Origin of the sequence: Bartonella sp. OC16QHHD (assembly GCF_042194035.1) — a bacterium.
Lineage (GTDB): Bacteria > Pseudomonadota > Alphaproteobacteria > Rhizobiales > Rhizobiaceae > Bartonella.
This window is the reverse complement of the sequence record NZ_JBHIMJ010000005.1, coordinates 18,922-38,732: the sequence shown is the minus strand read 5'-3', so window position 1 is coordinate 38,732 and position 19,811 is coordinate 18,922. Positions and strand designations below refer to the sequence as shown.

The 19,811-nt window shown below is 35.9% G+C and carries 9 protein-coding genes and 2 pseudogenes; 5 read left to right on the top strand and 6 right to left on the bottom strand.

Annotation, left to right across the window (positions count from 1 at the left end; translation table 11 throughout):
* Nucleotides 1-478: 478 nt before the first annotated feature.
* Nucleotides 479-835: a hypothetical protein gene (locus tag ACFIK1_RS00865; RefSeq protein ID WP_375661861.1), complete on the bottom strand. Its 357-nt coding sequence runs from the start codon at nucleotides 833-835 to the stop codon at nucleotides 479-481.
* Between the two features lie 1,480 nt (nucleotides 836-2,315).
* Between ACFIK1_RS00865 and ACFIK1_RS00860 the strand changes: the two genes are divergently transcribed.
* From ACFIK1_RS00860 to ACFIK1_RS00840, 5 genes and pseudogenes are all read left to right on the top strand, one after another.
* The gene (locus ACFIK1_RS00860; protein WP_375661860.1) at nucleotides 2,316-3,059 is read left to right on the top strand and encodes a creatininase family protein; all 744 of its coding nucleotides are present in this window, start codon (nucleotides 2,316-2,318) and stop codon (nucleotides 3,057-3,059) included.
* A gap of 21 nt (nucleotides 3,060-3,080) precedes the next feature.
* Entirely contained in the window at nucleotides 3,081-4,109 is a 1,029-nt protein-coding gene (locus ACFIK1_RS00855) for a CobW family GTP-binding protein (protein ID WP_375661859.1), read from the top strand.
* A gap of 10 nt (nucleotides 4,110-4,119) precedes the next feature.
* A complete protein-coding gene (locus ACFIK1_RS00850) occupies nucleotides 4,120-5,091 on the top strand; it encodes a WD40 repeat domain-containing protein (RefSeq protein ID WP_375661858.1) in 972 nt (323 codons plus the stop codon).
* A 533-nt stretch (nucleotides 5,092-5,624) separates the two neighbouring features.
* A pseudogene (locus ACFIK1_RS00845) lies at nucleotides 5,625-6,418 on the top strand (autotransporter outer membrane beta-barrel domain-containing protein); the annotation flags it as partial.
* 144 nt (nucleotides 6,419-6,562) lie between these two features.
* Nucleotides 6,563-6,745 (top strand): hypothetical protein, encoded by a 183-nt coding sequence (locus ACFIK1_RS00840; protein ID WP_375661857.1) that lies wholly within the window; start codon nucleotides 6,563-6,565, stop codon nucleotides 6,743-6,745.
* A gap of 486 nt (nucleotides 6,746-7,231) precedes the next feature.
* Here the strand turns inward: ACFIK1_RS00840 and ACFIK1_RS00835 are convergent, their stop codons facing one another.
* The 5 genes and pseudogenes from ACFIK1_RS00835 to ACFIK1_RS00815 form a co-directional block, all read right to left on the bottom strand.
* Nucleotides 7,232-10,555, bottom strand: coding sequence for an autotransporter outer membrane beta-barrel domain-containing protein (locus ACFIK1_RS00835; protein WP_375661856.1), 3,324 nt, complete (start codon nucleotides 10,553-10,555; stop codon nucleotides 7,232-7,234).
* Nucleotides 10,556-10,726: 171 nt separating this feature from the next.
* Nucleotides 10,727-11,453: pseudogene (locus ACFIK1_RS00830) on the bottom strand (autotransporter outer membrane beta-barrel domain-containing protein); the annotation flags it as partial.
* 28 nt (nucleotides 11,454-11,481) lie between these two features.
* The gene (locus ACFIK1_RS00825; RefSeq protein WP_375610851.1) at nucleotides 11,482-11,610 is read right to left on the bottom strand and encodes a hypothetical protein; all 129 of its coding nucleotides are present in this window, start codon (nucleotides 11,608-11,610) and stop codon (nucleotides 11,482-11,484) included.
* 542 nt (nucleotides 11,611-12,152) lie between these two features.
* On the bottom strand, nucleotides 12,153-15,458 hold the full coding sequence (locus ACFIK1_RS00820) for an autotransporter outer membrane beta-barrel domain-containing protein (RefSeq protein WP_375661855.1): 3,306 nt from the start codon (nucleotides 15,456-15,458) through the stop codon (nucleotides 12,153-12,155).
* Nucleotides 15,459-15,903: 445 nt separating this feature from the next.
* A complete protein-coding gene (locus ACFIK1_RS00815; RefSeq protein WP_375661854.1) occupies nucleotides 15,904-18,753 on the bottom strand; it encodes an autotransporter outer membrane beta-barrel domain-containing protein in 2,850 nt (949 codons plus the stop codon).
* Nucleotides 18,754-19,811 lie beyond the last annotated feature (1,058 nt).

The following is a 19,811-nucleotide window of genomic DNA, read 5'->3' as shown; positions in this document are numbered from 1 at the left end:
TCCATACACGAACACAACTTGTTATACATAAAAAATACTTTTGATGTATTTAACATAAACAAATTTGAATGATAAATAATAATTTCTCATTTTTCTTATTGCATAAGAGCCATGAATACAGAGATATTTTTATTTTATCCTCTTATAAAAAATAAAAAAATTTAAAAAGGATAAAATATGCCTTTGATGAATAATCTTCATATGAGAGAAGATAGACAATATTAAAAAGCTGATAAAGATAATGAGTATACTAGCCTTATTACTAGGGAATAAACATAAACTGTAAAAAATCAGGTTACATTATTTTGTAAAAAACCATAAATGCAGGACCTTGAACTTTAATAATGTTAATAAAAGCCATATTTAGTATTAAGAATAGTGATTTTTATCCAATACAGTATAAATAAGTCAAAATATTTATTTTTTCAAAATCATGAAGCGAACAAAAAAATCATCGACTTTGTCGATGATCTTTCTGCTAAAGTGTACTGAATATTGCAAAAAGAGATACAACAGTACCTAATACATCCCCAATACTTAAAGAAGCAAGAAGTGATAAAATACCTATTCCCCCCCAAAAGGCTGAACCTGAAAAGGCAGCAGCTTTTTCAGCTTTTCCTAAAGCAATAACATCTTGTTTCTCAACGCCTTGAATAACAACTCTATCCACAGCTTTAATAGCTACATTTTTTTCTAGTGTAGGAATAGTAATTGCTATTCTCTCTTGAACTTTATTTTTTACAAAACTTGCATTTCCCTCTATAGTTTGTACAAAAAAAAGCATAAATAGTGTAAAAGTAAATGAACATACACGATTTTTAAATATTTTAAACATAGCTTTCTTTACTCCTCTTTTTCTTCACTGAAAAAAATGAAAGAATATTCACATATATAAAAACCAAAAATTATATTTAATCATTTATATAATTTCACATAATAAAATATTATATGTAATTTTGTTATTATAATATAACACATTGTGTATTACATGTAAAGATAAAAAACAATAAATGATAAAAAATAATTTATTACTTTTACACCATAATAAATCAAGATACTAACAGTAATATTATTTTGTCATTTTTATTGATATAATTAAAAATAATAATAATTTGTTAAATTTCTTATTATAAGAAATATTACGAAACAAATTAATTTAAAAAATTATATAATAGAGCTTTTATAAATAATTTAAAATGTAATTAATTTTAAAGAACTATAAAATTTAAAACTGCCAATATAATGATATATGATTGTCTATTATTTCAATAAAAATAAAAATGAAATAGTACTTAATGGATTTTTATTATATCACTTATCAGTAATATTGAAAAATAAAATTGGTAGCGAATAAAAACTTGATCTAAAACAAATCTATCCTAATAAAACAACCTTAAAATAGTGTACTCATTTTCTATAAAATAGGTATAAAAATGTAAAAAAGCAATTAAGATCTCTATTTTAAAATGGAAAAGACATTAATAAAATGATTCTCAAATTTTACTGATATATAAAGAAAAAAATATCGCATAGCATCTTCAAAGAGGTAATTCAGCCCCCTTTATCTCATACAGCATAAAGAACACAAAATATTGACTTTCAAACCTAACAAAACAAACGCATAAAATAAGTAAATCTATCAGATTTACAAAAACATTATAAGCAATACTAGAGCTCCAACAAACTACCTAAAATTAAATAAAAAGAGAGTCATGAAAAATGAAATGATCCCCAAAATACTGAAAAACAACTTTCTTTCTTAATTTTCATAAAAGTTATTCCATATTTTTCGTCAATATTGTAGAGCGCAGCCTTATTTATATTTTGAGTAATTATATTTACTCTGTATTAGTAAAAAATAATTCTCTTTGAAAAAAATTTTTGGCAATATTCACATAACTGTCTGCAATTTGTGCAAAATAAATAATAATAAATAATTAATCAAATGCTTGAAATAAAAGGAATAGGATAAAATTACTAAAAAATCATATTTTCAATAAATAATAAAAAATATTTTTCATTATTTGATGTATAATAATTTAATATGTATGAATATTTACTTATTAAAAATGAGAATATATATCAGAAATAATTACAAAAGATAACTATCTTGAGAAATATTGCCTCATATTACAGAAAAATTGCGTTGGCTTTGCTCAATAAAAGCTTCTCTATTTTTAACAAAGCTCTCATTTTTATGCATCCATATGTGATGTAAAAAGACGCCTATTTGCGTTTCTCTTATAGATAGATTAAATAGTGACAGCACCTTCGATCACTTTGTCTATGTTAACTTCTCTTTTAGGCAATAATTTATGGTATCTAACAGGCCTTTTCTCGCTCTTTTACCTTTGGGCGCACACGAATATCACGGAGAGCACCTTCCTTTCGAAACCGACTGGATTATAGCTGAAGCTTTTGCAAAAGCTCTCACTTTACAAACAAAAGAGCAGTTTCATATCGCACTTTTACCGGTTGAAAAGATTGGCTATTCTATAGAACATATGGATGTTACAGGTACACAAACCCTTACCTTTTCTGATGCGATTAAGCGATGGATAAAGATTGGTGAAAACTGTTATCACAAAGGGATCAACCGTCTTCTTCTTCTCAATGCTCACGGAGGAAATTCACCTTTAATGAGCATTGTTATCACCGAATTACGAAAGCGCCTTTCCATGCTCGCTGTAGCAACAAGCTGGAGCCGTTTTGGTTTACCACAAGGTCTCATGGAGCCATCTCAACAACATCTTGATATCCATGGAGGCTTTATCGAAACCTCTCTCATGCTCTATTTAGCACCAGAAAAAGTCCATATGGAAAAGGCAGAAAATTTTCATAATAAACAAGCGGATATGATTGCCAATTATCGGTATTTACGTGCTTATGGTCCTCATGCCTTTGGTTGGACAATGAAAGATCTAAATACGCAAGGTGCGGCAGGAAATGCAAGCAAAGCAACACCACAAGCCGGTGAAGCAATCTTTTCTCATGTTCTGTCTCAGCTTCGTGATTTACTTGATGATATCAATCGATTTAACATAAACACATGGCAATAAAGAACAATAAAAGGTCTCTCCATGGAAACGATACACCCCAAAAAACTTCCCGTTACGGTTCTCACAGGCTATCTTGGTGCTGGGAAAACCACCCTTCTCAACCGCATTCTCAATGAAAATCATGGCAAACGTTATGCCGTCATTGTCAATGAATTTGGTGAAATTGGTATTGATAATGACCTGATCATTGAATCAGACGAAGAAATTTATGAAATGAATAATGGCTGTGTTTGCTGCACCGTGCGTGGTGATCTCATTCGCATTCTGGAAAGTCTGATGCAACGTTCTCATCGATTTGATGCGATCATTATAGAAACGACAGGGCTTGCTGATCCCGTTCCCGTAGCACAGACCTTTTTCATGGATGATACTATCCATGAAAAAACAGCTCTCGACAGTGTCATAGCAGTCGTTGATGCAAAGCATTTTCCCTCTCAATTAAAAACAAGTCGTGAAGCTGAAGACCAAATTGCTTTCGCGGATATTATTCTTTTAAATAAGATTGATCTTGTCACCCCACAAGAACGCAGCCATGCTGAATCCCTTATTCTGGCCATTAATCCTCGCGCTATACTCTATACAACACAGCGCACCAATATCCCTCTTGAGACACTCCTTAATCGTGGTTTTTTTGATCTCCAACGGACTCTCGATCATGAACCTCATTTTCTCGATCACGAACATACACACCAACATGCCAACCATGTGTGCGGTCCCGATTGTCATCATGACCATCATCACGCATCCACCATTCATGATATTACCATCACTTCTGTAAGTTTAAAAACAGATGCTCTGCAACCAGAAAAGTTTTTCCCTTGGATCCAGCAGGTTACACAGCAACAAGGGCCTGATATCTTGCGTCTTAAAGGCATTATCGCCTTTCAAGGAGACGATGATCGTTACGTCATTCAAGGGATACATATGCTTCTTGAAGGACAACATCAACGCCCATGGCGTGAAGATGAAAAACGAGAAAGCCGCCTTGTCTTTATAGGACGCTCTCTTGATGCTGAAAAATTAAAAACTGGTTTTGAAAATTGCGCATAAGTGAGTGATAATGCCAAACATTACCCATTATGATCTCAAAAGTTACTGCCTTTCCTGCGGTTTTATAGGCAATAAACCAGCCTTTGTTTCCGTAGAAGGTTTCATTGTTTTTTTTAATCCAACCCCACAAATCGTTGAAGTTCACCAAGGAATAATTTCAAGCCATTTTTCCCATGACAATACCGCGATCATCACCGGTGGAGAAGATGGAAAAGTCTGTCAAACAACCGCAGCAGATCACACGGAATTGTTAAGCCAAAAAGAACGCAAATGGATAAACAACGTTGCTTTTGGTCCACAAAAAGCTTTTGCTTTTTCCTCTTCACGCCTCGCATTTGCGCATATTGGAAAAGAACGACAAGAGCTCACACATGAACGCAGTGTAGAAGGCCTTGCTTTTGCCCCAAAAGGTTTGCGACTTGCCGTTGCCCATTACAATGGAGTCACTCTTCATTGGTTATCAACGCAAATATCTCCCACCACATTGGTATGGAAAGGAGCTCATTGTAGTGTCACCTTTTCACCAGACAACCGCTATGTCATTTCCACCATGCAAGAAAACGCCTTGCATGGCTGGCGTCTCACTGATAATCAGCACCTCCGCATGAGTGGCTATCCAAGCAAAGTCAAAAGCTGGTCTTGGAGCGCAAAAGGAAAATGGCTAGCAACATCAGGTGCCTCTGCCGCAATTGTTTGGCCCTTTCATACAAAAGATGGCCCCATAGGAAAAACACCACTAGAACTAGGCACACGAGCAAATGCACTTGTTAGCACCGTTTCATGCCACCCAAACAAAGAAATTGTAGCAATAGGCTTCAATGATGGAATGATTTTAGCGGCACATTTTCATGATGGAAAAGAAGTCCTTCTAAAAGGTTGTGGGAAAAGCGCTATCTCAGCACTTAACTGGGATCAAGCAGGGCAAAACCTCTCCTTCGGTAGCGAAAATGGTGAATGTGGTATAATCAATATCACTGATTAAATTACACCGACAAGCGCAATTATCGCCTATAAAAAATGCCCACACAATCCTCCAGAAATCTTATCCCCGTGCATCTCCAGAGCTCTCAGAAATCCTATCTCCCTAATCTCCCCCCCAAAATCTCCTAAAATCTTCGTAATCATTAAATCTTCCCTCTTCCTTTCCTCCCCCCCTTTAGACAAGAAAATACCTTAAACATGTTTTTTGACCTTTTAACATTGCTACCCCCATACAAGAATAAAAACATCACCCTCAAGACCGCCCCCCCATCTCCCTATAAACATCTATATAGGCTACATACTTCCACAAAAGCATTTTTCTTAAAAATTTGGCAAAAAATAGCTGATATCATCATTAAAACAACGATTTATTCCTACGATCAGAAGAAGGGAATGCAACACTATTTTCCTAAATAAAAAATTTTTTGATTTCCCCTTCTAAAGGGCAAAGTTTCCTACGAGCAGCCTTCTACACTTCAGTTTCTTGCCTAGAAAATTCCATCTAATAATCATTTCATAGAGCTTCTATTACCGCCCTCTGTTACGGTATCTCCTTCATCTCCGGATTCTGTTCCTTCTCCTTCTGCCCTTGTTAAACCAAAGCCTTCTGGGTCTTTTGCCCCTGTTAATCCTTCGTCTAATCTCTCTATACCGCTTGATGTTCAGTCTAATCTCCAAATTAGAGCGGTTGTTCCACAGGTTCCAACTTATCTTCTTTTGCCAAATGCCTTATTTCATGCTGGTTTAGTGGATATGACCACGCAAAATAAGACGTTAGAGACAATGCGGAATGCTTTTCATTCCTTTGGGAAGGATGATAAAAAGACAGCCTTTTTTCTGCATGCTTATGGGGGTGCCATCATTATGCTTCCAATTTATCTGCTTTTGAATATGGCTATGGTGCTGAGCTCGATTATAATGCATTTCAAGCAGGTGTTTTGTTAAACGAGATTGAGAGTTTATATGGTCGTACATTCTTTGAAGTTTTGGGGAACTATGGAAATCTTTCTCTACACCCTCAGGATGTTGAACAAAGCAAAAAAAGCGCATTTAATAAATGGTCTGTTGGGGCTTATGGAAATTTGCAGCATGATACCGGTTTTTATATGGATGGGGTGGTATCGTATGGTCTTTTTAAGGGTGATGTTTTGACCCTTGCACGGGGTAAGGTTGTGGCGTTAAAGGGTAAACAGTTTAGCGATTCTTTAACGAGTGGTAGAACGTTTGCAACAGGGTATAAAGGTGTTGTTTTTGATCCGCAGATTCAGGTTGTTTATCAGCATCTTCAGTTTAATCAGGCGCGTGATATTGATTTAGGAAAATTTCATGCAATAATTCAGAATGCTCATTCATCATTTTACATATTGAATAAAAACTGAATATTATAAATTTCTTTCATTTCAAACCTGTTTATATTTAATCAATTAACCCCTTGTCCATCACAAACGAAGCTGGCATGCAAAGAAGGACTTTTGAAAAAAGGTGAATTAGCTTCTTATGAACATTCTCGAGTGCTAAAATCTGCGCAAATATTGAATGCTGAAAAAAGAATGGTGATATCCGCGCATGACCGCAATAAAAATAATATCCTGTATCTTATCGAAATTGCTCTGGTACCTATCATTTACAAAACAACAACCGTAACAACACGATAAAGCATACTTTACTTTTATTATAATTTGACCTCAAACTCCCTCTGTTTGTTCTAAAAATAAATATTTATCCAAAATTCTTAAGTAAAAATCCTAAAAAAGGAAACAAATAATATGCGTATTAAATGATATAAACGTGAATAAAGTTCTAAAACAAAATTCAAAACAATGCATAAAACTCATAAAGACTAAACTTATGATCTATAAAAATTAATAAAGAAATGGACAAAAACAATCATCAATATCGCATTTTTTGAAAGATTATGCCACAAGCATTCAGCATTTAAACTTCTCATATTCACAATGAAATCTGTCCTCATATCTTGACATCAAAAATTTTAGAAAAATTTCTCATCGCATAAAAGAAAGCATCTATTGTAATCTTTTATATCAAAAAAAATAACCATATTGATGAGGCAAAATAAATTTCAATACATTAAAAGGCAGAAAATCTTCTGCCTTTTAACTAAAAATACATATTGCACCTCTTCAAAAAAGATGGCGCAACCCAGCAGAGAAACTGGCTCCAGAAAAACCAATTTTCTTAAATCTATGCTGATAAGTGACATCTCCATGAAGAGAAAGTTTTGATGAGAGACGGGCATTAAACCCAACCCCTGCTTCCAAAGAAGAACCAAAGGAACCTAACTGAAAATCGTTTTTAAAAGAAACGAATTGCTTATCTTCAAAACTATGCAAATAAGAAAGCTTACTATAAAAAGAAACTTCACGTCCCTCTTCCACAACACCTAACGTCTTGCTTAAACGCCCACCAACACGCCCCACCCATTGATGAAATTTTCCTAAATCAACATCAAGATTATCAATATCACGCGCCTGATTAAACTGAAGATGCTGATAAACAACCTGAATCTGCGGATCAAAAACAACACCTTTATACCCTGTTGCAAACGTTCGACCACTCGTTAAAGAACCGCTAAACTGTCTACCCTTTAATGCCACAACCTTACCCCGTGCAAGGGTCAAAACATCTCCCTTAAAAAGACCATACGATACCACCCCATCCATATAAAAACCGGTATCATGCTGCAAATTTCCATAGGCAGCAACAGACCATTTATTAAATGCGCTTTTTTTGCTTTGTTCAACATCCTGAGGGTGTAGAGAAAGATTTCCATAGTTTCCCAAAACTCCAAAGAATGTACGACCATATAAACTCTCAATCTCGTTTAACAAAACACCTGCTTGAAATGCATTATAATCGAGCTCAGCACCATAACCATATTCAAAAGCAGATAAATTGGAAGCATAGTGATGGCTCCCCCCATAAGCACGCAGAAAAAAGGCTGTCTTTTTATCATCTTTCCCAAAGGAATGAAAAGCATTCCGCATTGTCTCTAACGTCTTATTTTGCGTGGTCATATCCACTAAACCAGCATGAAATAAGGCATTTGGCAAAAGAAGATAAGTTGGAACCTGTGGAACAACCGCTCTAATCCCTAGCTCAGGCGGAACATCAAGCGGTATAGAGAGATTAGACGAAGGATCTAAAGGATCAGAGGACTGAGAAGGCTTTGGTTCAACAGGGGCAGAAGGAGGAGAAACAGTATCCAGAGATGAAGTGTCCTCCGGAGCAGAGGGCTCAGATGGCAGAACATCATTAGTAGAATCTTCAACTGGAACAAACGGTGCAGGCATAGGTTGCACAGCAGAAGGAGCCTCCGGAACTGTTGGTACAGAGGGAGGCTCAGACGGAACTGGTGCAGAAGGGGGCAGCGTCGAATCCGTAGGGATAAATGTTTCAGACGGTTCAGATCCTTCAGGCAAAGAAGGTGTAGATGGTATAAGTGGAGGCTCAACAGAAGGGGGTTGTTCAGGTGAAATAGTCTCTGTTGGTCGTTTAGAAGGAACCGTCTCTTCTTCAGATTGAGGAGGTAAAACTGTAGACGTTGGCTTAGAAGCAGTTTCAGAAGAATCTAATTCAGGACCAATGTAAACACTTTCGAGACGAAAATCCCAAAAATCCCCTTCTCCAACAACCAATCTATTCTTTGGATCTGCATTTCCAGAAGAAGAACTTGGACCATAGACACGAAGTTTATATTGATAAGGAAATCCATTCACCGTAGTATAACTATTGGCTAACTTAAAAGAACTTTCCTCTGCTGTCCCAGCAACTTGAACAAGTGAAATACTTTGACTTCCTTTATTGCCAGCTTCTCCTTCTAAGGTTTTGGAAAATTTCTCCATCATGAGCAGTGTACTTCCCAAAACATTCCCGTAGATCAAAATACGATCAGTTTTTTGAGGATTAAACGAGCCGTCATTATTCACAAACGCACTCATCTTAATCTGCACATTTCCCTTTGCATTATAGGCTTCTTTATCATATTGTATCCCCTCTATTGGATTTATGTCATTTAGATTACTTCCTTTCTCAATATATACTTTTCCAATATATAGCGTTTGATAATCTTGAGATATAAATTTATCAAAAAAAATTGTGCTATCAGAAATGCTTATAGACGAAAGTAATGAATCTACAGGAAGAGATTCCTGTAAATCTGTATGTTTCCTTTTGGTGAGATACCATGCAGAGCCATTTGTTAATTCTAAGTGAACAGTTGATGCATCCTCAACACGAATACCCCCTGTAAGGATAGAATCCTTTGCTTTCACCAATAGAGAAGAATTATTTTGAGCCTTTAACAATAAATCACCAGAGATCTTTGTCCTTTCTGTTAATTCAATGGTAGCTTCAGCTCCATAAATATCATCTCCCGTACTATAAATGGCAATACCATCAGGAACTGAAAAAGTTGTCTGTGACAAATGCAAAGATGCTTCACCCCAAACAATTTTTTCTACTTTTGAAAGTTTTTCACTCCCTACCTTAAACATATCACCCCATACATCTGGATCTAATCCATAAAAATACAGACCGTATACTCCCTCACCCTGAACAGAAATATTGTTTTTTTCTATCTTAATACTTGTCTTTTTAAACGCATTTGATGAAGCGTATTCTTGAATCAATTTACCTTCAGCATCTGCATAACCTGCAAAATTCGTAATCAAGAAGCCATGCATATCAGTCAGCTGAATAGAATCACCACGCAAATGAACATTACCACCCTGTGATATGTCAAAAGCTCTTGGAAATTCATCAATAGTTTCATTATCAACTACAATCGTGTGTTTCTTACCTTTGCCCTGAATATTGGTTGTATCAATAAGATATTTTCCCCCAAATTGTGTTGAAAACGCACCAATCTCATTAAAAGTAATAGTACTGCCTGATATCCTAACGAATGCATCAGAACTACTAACAAATCCAATCCCTTTTGCATTCAAATTATCTGATGCAATATCAATATTTACGCTCACTAAAGCAATATCGGTTTTTTTTCCTTCTGCACATACAGCTTGCAAACTACCTTCAATCTTCCCTCTATTCATCACAACTTGCCCGTTCTGAACACGAAAACCGGACATATCCTTAATATTTGAATTGGTTAGAACAAGCTTGCCATCATCTTTTACAGATGCACTATATAAAAATGACTGCTTTGGCCTATGCGAGATAATATTTGTCTCTAATAAATTTAAAACAGTTCCCTCTTTTTCTATAGAGAAGACAGCAATAAAATCATCTAGAGAAGAGACAGAAGGAGTATAATTTTTATTACTTATCGTATGTTTTTTACTATCGCTATACGTAAAAAAACTCCCTGATACATTACAGGAAGTTCCTAAATTATTAAAATTCGCATTAACACTCATGATTGGCAAAAAAGAAACAATAGCCGTTGTAATAAATAAAAATCTATACCCGCTTAATACATTAACCATAACTTTATTCCCAATTTGCCTTTCTCCCCTGTTAGTTAAAAATAAAAAACATTCCCCATAACATTAAGTTAAACACACTAAAAATAGCAAGTATAAAACTTAAATAATCACTTTATACTTCATAAAACACTCTATAATTTATGTAAAAACTACTCTATATTTCATAGGTATCTAAAAACGATAGTATAAACCACCTGAAAAAATAATCCCTGAAAAACCACCTTTTCTAAGGCAATGCTGATAAGTTACATCTCCATGCAAAGCAAAGTTTGAAGACAACTGAGCCTTCAATCCCATTCCAGTTTCTAGAGAAGAGCCAAAAGCCCTTATTGGAATTCATCTCCAAACCGCACACGTTGTTTTCCTCTAAAACTAATGGCAAGCTGAAGCTTGCAATTGAAAGAAACAACAAGAGCCTCTTCAGAAGCAGCAAGCATCTTTCTTAAAGACCACCAACACGCATCACCCATAAATCAAGTTTTCCCATCTCAATATCAAAACCATCAATATCAGACGCCTTATCAAACCGCACATTTTGATAAATAACCTAAACCTGCGGATCAAAAATAACCCCTTTATGCCCTGTCGTAAATGACTTGCCCGCAATCAATGAAGCACTCAAAGGTGTTTCCTTCAATGTTGCTGTCTTGCCTCTTGCTTGCGTGAGAACATCCCCTTTAAATAAACCATAGGAAAAAAGGACATCTATATAAAAGCCTGTATCATGCTGCATGCTGCCATATACTGTAATAGACCATTTATCAAATGTACTTTTTTGCTTTCTTTAACATCTTGAGGTTGTAGAGAGTTTTTTTCCATTATTCTCCATTATTCCAAAGCTCAAAGTGTGATGTGTATCCTCAATCGCATTGAGCAAGACACTTGCCTCTATACCATGAACATCAGAAACCTGAATCTTACCTTCATCAAAGGAAAGAACCACCCTGCTTCACACCAAACACAGATTGAGATAACGTAGCATTTCTACCACTTTTCTTTTCGCCATTTCCTGTAATAGAACTCTTTTTAAAAGAAGTTTTATTATCTTTTGACACAACCACTGCTGATGTAATCTTCTCAGATCTCTTTAATTCTAAAATTCCATCAGTTCCTGAAAGCCTTTTTCCCCTTTACTTTTTTGCGGCTTAATAACTATATTATGAATTCGTATTGTAAAAATAACACCTGTAGTCCTCCTATCCAATCCACTCATATATAACTTATTACGACTTCCAAAAGTACGAGAAGCATCAACTGTATCACACGAATACGACTTAAAAAGAGAATTACACGAGGGGTTATAATCTTCTGCACTCACATCTATATTGTGCGCGAAGAAAGAAATAGAGGTCATAAGAGAACACACACACATAGCGTTTTAGTACTTTAATCATAATTTAGTCTAAACTTTCTTTATTTTATCTTCATAAAAAACTGAAAAGACACACCTGGTTCATCTACTTATTATTCTTATTATGTACCGTTACATATAATTTGTTTTGTATTATATGTAAAGTCAAAAATCAGAAAAACAACAAAACAAAACCATGTTTTGTGCTTATGTCTTTCACAAAGGATGTATTAAAGAAAAATACAATTAAAAATGATACCTTAATCCACCAGAAAAATGCGTTCCGGAAAAGCCGTCACTCGTAAATTTATGCTGATAAATCAGATCGCTATGAAAAATAATTTTGGGAGATAATTGTGAAAAAACACCAAATCCAGCTTCTAAAGAAGTCCCAAAGGAACCAAGCTGGAAGGCATCTTTAAAATATACAAATTGTTTATCATCAAAACTACGAATGAAATGAAGCTTACCATAGAATGAAAGAACATGTGCATCTTTATCTTTAGTAAATGTAAGTGTCTTCGTTAAATACCCACCAATACGCATCCCCCAATGATCTGGGCTTTGCATATCAATATTAAAATTATCAATATCACGAGTCTTATGAAACTGAAGATTTTGATAAACAAACTGAACCTGTGGTTCAAAAATAAAATATCGGCTGCCTATCATAAACGTTTTACCAGCAGTTAAGGAAACACTTAGGGGCTTCCCTCTCAATGCAGCCGTTTTACCTCGCTCAAGTGTGAGAACATTTCCATTAAACAAACCATAAGAGAAGAGACCATCCATATAGAGACCCGTATCATGCTGCATGCTTCCATATGCTGTGATTGTCCATTTATCAAATATACTTTCTTGACTTTGTTTAACCTTTCGAGGCTGCAACGAAAGTTTGCCATAATTTCCCATAATCCCAAAAGATGTCGTACTGTATGCACTTTCGATTTTCTTGAGTAAAATACCTGCCTCTAGTGCATTATAATCAAGCTCACCGCCATAATCACCATATTTAAATGCAGACAAATTTGAAGTATAATGATGATGTCCACCGTAACCGCGCAAAAACAAAGCGGGATTTTCATCATTTTTCAACAACCGACCAGAAACAATTCGCAGCGCTTGCAACTGCTTGCTTTGATTACTGATATCCATCAATCCAGCATAAAATAAGGTATTTGGCACAAGAATATAAGTCAAAACCTGTGGAACAACGACTCTCACATTTGGCTCAAAATGAGAAGAAAGCTCAAAAACAGATGCCGAAACAGAAGAACCAGACGCAGGTGGAGTAACAACAAAAGGAGTGGGTGAAACAGATGACAGAACAGGTGAACCAGATGCAACTGGGGAAACAACAGAAGGAGTGGGTGAAACAGATGACGGAACAGGTGAAATAGATGCAACTGAGGAAACAACAGAAGGAGTGGGTGAAACAGATGACGGAACAGGTGAAATAGATGCAACTGGGGAAACAACAGAAGGAGTGGGTGAAACAGATGGCGGAACAAGTGAACCAGATTCAGGTGGAGCAACTGGATTAGATTCAGCAATAGCGGGAACAACAGGCGCAAGAGAGGAAAGAGGATTGGGGATCTCAAGCACAAAAACATCAGATACATTAGGTGTGGTCGTAAGATGGGAAACCCTATCAGGAGAATCTACAGGAGAAGAAAGACTTGGCTCCTGAGATTTTTGCTGAGAGTTAGAATCAATAGAACCATCCTCACCTCCAGTAATATTAGGATGAATTTTAGGAAAAGAAGGAATATCATCAGAAGAAGGGGGGACAACCAAATCAAGAACAGGAAAAACTTTAGTGGAATCGAGAGAAGTAGAATCAACAAATTGACTTTCGAGGCGAAAATCCCAAAATGTTTCAGTATTTTTAAGCACTCTTTGATTGGAATCTGCCGCCCCTAAAGCAGAGCTTGGACCATAACTCTTAAGATGATACTGATAGGGAGAGGCTTCAAGTGTGACATACCCCCCATTTAACTGAAAAGAATCTTCAGCGGCTTTTCCATAAACCTGAATAATGGAAATCCCCTGATTATTACCGCCCTCTCCCGTCAATGCCCCTGGACTTCCAGGAATCTTATAAACATGAACTGTTGTTTTTCCTTCAAGACCACCATTGATTAAAAGTCGATCAGTTTTTTGCTTTTCAAGCTCTCCCCCTTGATCCAAATATGCATTAAGATAAAGATTCACATCACCATGCGCTTTATAGACAGTCCCAGATCCTTTTCCAATGAGAAGTGTCTGATAACCATTTGTTGTTTTAGATTTTAATTCTTCAAAAATAAGGGAACTATCCGTAAGATTAACCGATGAAATGAAGGAATAGTCCCCTAAATTAGAACCAGAAGCATCAAAATTTTGCAATTTGTCATATTTTGGTCGCGATAAAATCCACTTTGAACCATTTTTTAAATCTATCTTAGCTGTAGAACTTTCATCAACATGTGCGCCTCCTACAAGGGTAGAAGCATCAGCCTCAATCTTTACATTAGAACGCTCAACAGCTTTCAGGAGTGAATCTCCAGAAATTTTTGAATTTTGTAAGAGTTTAACAGAACTTTCGAATTCGCGGCTATAAATAGCCGTACTTTCTGGAGCCATAAAAGTTGTCTTTGTCAAATGGACAGTCCCTTTTCCAGGTATAATTGTTTTTTTATCATTTAAGACAGCTTCCCAAAAAAAGTGCATGCCATTAAATCCATTCCCTCTCACAAAAACATTGGAATATTTTATATGAGCAGCATTATGGTTATTCCCCTGCACTACAATGCCATGAGCATTGTCGACATTAACGTTTCCCTTCTGGAAATTAAGAGAGCTTTTCCCCTGAAGCATACTAAAAGCAGAGCCTTCACGATGATTATCTATATTTGTTCCCTGTTTCCCCCTCCCAGTAATAGAAACACCCTCTAAATTAATTTCTCCATCTCCTCCTGTTTGAACACCAATACCATCAGCAAAATCAATTTTTCCTCCTTTCATATAAATTTTTGCACCATTATGACTCAAAAGACCTATCGCATCAGAAGATGTCTTAATCTCTGTCTTGGTCAAAGAAACAAACGACCCTTTACCCCCAACACTGATCCCCATTCTGGTTGCTTTAATCACCCCATCCTGCATCTCAAAAGCTCCCTCATCATTAATATCGGCCCCTATCGACACATCATTTAACATGGAATCAAATAGAGCAACGCCTCCCCCATTTGAGGACTTTACAGCTGTTGTCCAAGCGTTTGTTTCTGAATGGCCATTTGCATTCGAAACACCGTTAATGATTATAGCCTCTCCCTCAATGACTGTATTTTTCCCTGATGCCTCTATGGCAGCATCAGAACTTTCACCCGTAAGTTGATAAGTTTTCTTGGCAATTTCATGCGTTTTACCATCATTACAGCGATAAAATGAGGCACTTTCGTTACATGAATATTGCTTCTTCTCAGAAGAAATCTCACCTGCATCAGTATTGTATACAAAGAAAAAAATAACCGTTGTAAAATGACATAAAGAGAGATGATTTTTAAACATAATTTTCTACAAACTTTCTTCCCCTTCTCTAAAAACAAAAAACACGCGTTCTGTTTAATAACTTTGGTTACGCGTGATAATTTAAAATACGTTTTGTATTTTATATATCCACCCTATATTTTATGTAAAGCCAGAATCCCAAAATATCACAATTTAAAATTGTATTATTTATAAAAACGCGTAAAAATATAGATAGAAATAAAAATTCCACCCTAAAGCGGTGATTTCAAGAGAATTTAATAAAAATACACTAAAGGAAGAAAAACAGCATAAGAAGCAAAAACTGTAAACCAGAAAGCCTTATCTCGTTTCTAAAAAGAAACAAACTTGCTCATGCAAAAAAAACATTTTTTTAAAAAACTTACTTAAAAAGTTGCAAACAAATAATAAAAAACCACAAGCTATGCTTGTGGTTTTTTAAACAACTTACCTCAAGATGATCATCCTAAAAACGATAGCGCAATCCACCAGAAAAACTGATCCCAGAAAAACCACCTTTGCTCAATTTATGCTGATAAACCAAATCACCATGAAGCGCAACTTTTTGAGACAAGCGAGCATTAAGACCTAATCCAGCCTCTAGAGAAGAACCAAAAGCCCCTAACTGGAAAGAATCTTTAAAGCGCACAGCTCTTTCTTTGCCAAAATCATGGGCAAAATGAATCTTGCCATAGAAAGAAACATCACGATCTTTTTCAGACGCAGTCAGGGTCTTCATCAAACGACCACCCATACGCACCATCAATTGATCCAGTTTACCCATCTCAATATTAAAATTATCAATATCACGAGCCGCATTAAATTGAAGATGTTGATAAACAACCTGAACCTGTGGATCAAAAACAACACCTTCATATCCTGTGGCAATTTTCTGACCACCCATTAAGGAAACACTTAAAGGGTTACCCTTCAATGTTGCAGTCTTACCCCGAGCAGTTGTCAGAACATCTCCCTTAAACAGACCATAGGATAAAAGACCATCAACATAGAATCCTGCATCATGCTGCATACTGCCATATACTGTAGCAGTCCATTTATCAAATGTACTTTTTTGGCTTTGTGCAACATCTCGAGGTTGTAGAGAAAGCTTTCCATAAGCCCCCATAACCCCAAAGGATATAGCACTGTCAACATTTTCAATTTTTTGTAGCAAAACACCTGTCTCTAGCGCATAGTACCCTAGATCCCCCCCATAACCATATTCAAGCGCAGATAAATCTGAAACATAACGATAACTCCCACCATAGCCACGCAAAAATGAAGAAGGATTTTCACGAATTTCCAACATTCCACTAAGATTAGTCCGTACTGTCTCCAGCTGCTTGTTTTGATTGCTAATATCTATCAAACCTACATGGAACAAACTATTTGGCAAAAGGAGATAAGTTGGTACCTGAGGAACAACAGATCTTACAGCTCGTCGAGACGGAGAAACATTTTCAATTTTAGAAAGACTATCCGCAGAAGGCGCTGGAACAACATCCGCAGAAGGCGCTGAAACAACCTCCTCAGAAGATGCTGGAACAATATCCTCAGAAGATGCTGGAACAATATCCTCAGAAGATGCTGGAACAATATCCTCAAAAGAAGCACGTGCAGGAGGTGTACGTTTAGAAACCATAGGAGTGCTTTTAGAAACAGCAGGTGTCTGAACATATTCATTTTCTAAACGAAAATTCCAAAATGCTCCTCCATTCAAAGCAAATCTCTGTTTAACATGCTCCTCCCCTCCAGTAGCTTTGGGTCCATAAGAACGAAGAACATATTTATAAGGCGCCCCCTCTAATGCAACATACTGCCCATTCAATTGAAAAGAGTCAGGCGATGCATCTCCATAAACTTGAATAATTGAAACACTATGCGCTTTTTCGTTTTTTTCTTCTAAACCTCCCGCAACCCCTTGTATATGGACTATAGTTCTTCCCTTAACATCACCATGAATGAGAAGACGATCCGTTACTTGATGATCACTTGTATCACTAGGATCTAAACGTGCATTCAAATGAATCCAAGCATCACCAAAAGCCTGATAAACAATACCTGTTCCTTTTCCAATATAAAGCGTTTGATATGCATGATCAGTACTAGACTTTGGTTTTTCAAAAGTAATGGAACTATTAGAAAGATGTACCGATGAAATAAATGAAACACCTCTATAATTAGGATCTTGTAATTTTTTCTGTCTTGGTTGCAATAAAGCCCACTGTGAATTATTTCTCAAGATAAGGTCGACTTTAGAACTGTTATCAACCTGAGTTTGACCGACAAGTGCAGAAACATCAGCAACAACCTCTATAGAAGAGTTACGATCAGCCTTCAGCAATAAATCTCCAAAAAGCTTTGTTTCCTTTAAAAATATTTTAGACTTTCCAGATTGACTGCTATAAACAGCTATACTATCTGGAACGACAAAACGCGTCTTTTTCAAATCAACGCGCAATGATTTTCCCTCTGACGAACCTTCTGATGCTGCCTTACCTTCAAAATGCATACCATAAAATGCATTACCTTTCACTGTAATATTGGAATCTCCAATATTAATCTGAGAACCTTTATCTCCCTGCAATAAAAGCCCATGAGCATCAGTAACATCAACAGACCCTTTCATAAACTGAACATAACCATCTTCAGATATATGAAAAGCTGCCTGACGACCTGCATCCAGCCCTTGATCATCCTTGCCGGCACTACCCTTGCCGGTAATAGAAACACCCTCTAAAATAAAATATCCTTTTTCTCCTGCTTTAACCCCAACACTCCCTAGGCTAATTTGCGTATTCGTTAAATCAATTCTACTTCGAGATTTTCCTTCTGCAAAAGCCCCCGTTTTGATTGCATCAATCGATCCACCAGACATTACGATGAATCCACCTTGAGCTTCCACCCCCACTAAAACCCCACTCAACGTGGAATCGCTCAGAACGACGGTCGCCTTTTCTGATACCTTTACTCCATATTTCCAAAAATTGTTTTCCGAGTTATTCTTTTCATCCAAAATACCCTTAACAGTTATATTCTTGCCACGAATAATTGTACCTTCCTTAGACGCCTCTATGGCTCCATGAACACCATTAACATTTTTATCCATTAGCGAATAAACTTTATTATTAATTTCGTGCTCTTCACCATCAGAACACTGATAAAATGCTGCATTCTGATCACATGAAGACTGCTTTTTTCCAGAGATAACCTGAGATTCAGCATTGCGTGCAAAAACACCAACATTGTGTGTCAAAAAAAGAAGTGCCGTTGTAAAAGTACATAAGGAGAAGCGATTTTTAAATAGATTGACCATAATTCCACCATAATCCCCCTCTTCTTACTAAGATCTATACATAACGTATCAAAAAACTTAACCAAAAGAAAAATATTTAATACGTTTAGGTTTTAATATTTTGAGCTTATTACTATTTTTTGTGTTTTATGTAAATATGGAATTAAAAAATTACTCGAAAATACAATCTAAATCTGTCGCTTTTATAAAGAATTTGCAAAAATACAACTGAAGAACGACAGAAAAATCACCTTTAACGTTGTTAGTCAAAAACACCCTTAATCGGTTGACATGCATTAAAAACGCCTATTTTAACTGCCGTCTAATCCCCCCAAAACGGATATAATCAACATCCTTACGATAATATTATATTGAAACAGTGTACACTCACTCTGTAAGCAGACAAAACATATGCCAAAATTGAGAAACAAGAGTTCACATATGCCTTTTAGGCAATCTTCATGGTAAGATAGCCTAATAAAAAGTAGGAACGTGTAAAAATCAGTTCCGATTTTACCTTCTCCTTTTAATTCAACTTTACAATATTCAAAAACATTCAGAGCCATATTTTAAAAAGTGAAGATGACACATGACTTCATCTTTTTATTTATGCATTTAAAGAAAACACACTTTCAAAAAACAATACGTCATTATGTTTCTCATTCACCAATTTTCTCAGATATCTCTCATTTTTTCCATCCCCATTTCACAACGACAGCGGGTATAATATCAAGTTCATCGGATACAGCCCTCATTGTGCCTGAGTAGCATCTTTGTCTTTGCTAATTTCTAATATTGTAAATCCTCTCCTCTTAATATAATTCCCCAAATTATATTGACTCCTTTCTTAAACGATTATCCACCTGCCAATTTTACATATAATATGAACAGGAGTGCTTTTTATGGATTCATCATAAAATCCTTGAAAATATTTCAGCACACTAAATTAAAAATATCTTTATAAATCAAAATATTATAAATATTATAATATTCACTCTGAAATACGCGTTTTGAAACGATAACGTACAAGCCTTCAGACTTTTCAAAAAAACGAAATAAGTCCAACCTAAAAGCATATT

Bases quoted from the DNA above. Each gene is read 5' to 3' on its own strand.
- ACFIK1_RS00865 (WP_375661861.1), bottom strand. From the start codon at position 835: ATGTTTAAAATATTTAAAAATCGTGTATGTTCATTTACTTTTACACTA.
- ACFIK1_RS00860 (WP_375661860.1), top strand. From the start codon at position 2,316: ATGGTATCTAACAGGCCTTTTCTCGCTCTTTTACCTTTGGGCGCACAC.
- ACFIK1_RS00855 (WP_375661859.1), top strand. From the start codon at position 3,081: ATGGAAACGATACACCCCAAAAAACTTCCCGTTACGGTTCTCACAGGC.
- ACFIK1_RS00850 (WP_375661858.1), top strand. From the start codon at position 4,120: ATGCCAAACATTACCCATTATGATCTCAAAAGTTACTGCCTTTCCTGC.
- ACFIK1_RS00835 (WP_375661856.1), bottom strand. From the start codon at position 10,555: ATGGTTAATGTATTAAGCGGGTATAGATTTTTATTTATTACAACGGCT.
- ACFIK1_RS00820 (WP_375661855.1), bottom strand. From the start codon at position 15,458: ATGTTTAAAAATCATCTCTCTTTATGTCATTTTACAACGGTTATTTTT.
- ACFIK1_RS00815 (WP_375661854.1), bottom strand. From the start codon at position 18,753: ATGGTCAATCTATTTAAAAATCGCTTCTCCTTATGTACTTTTACAACG.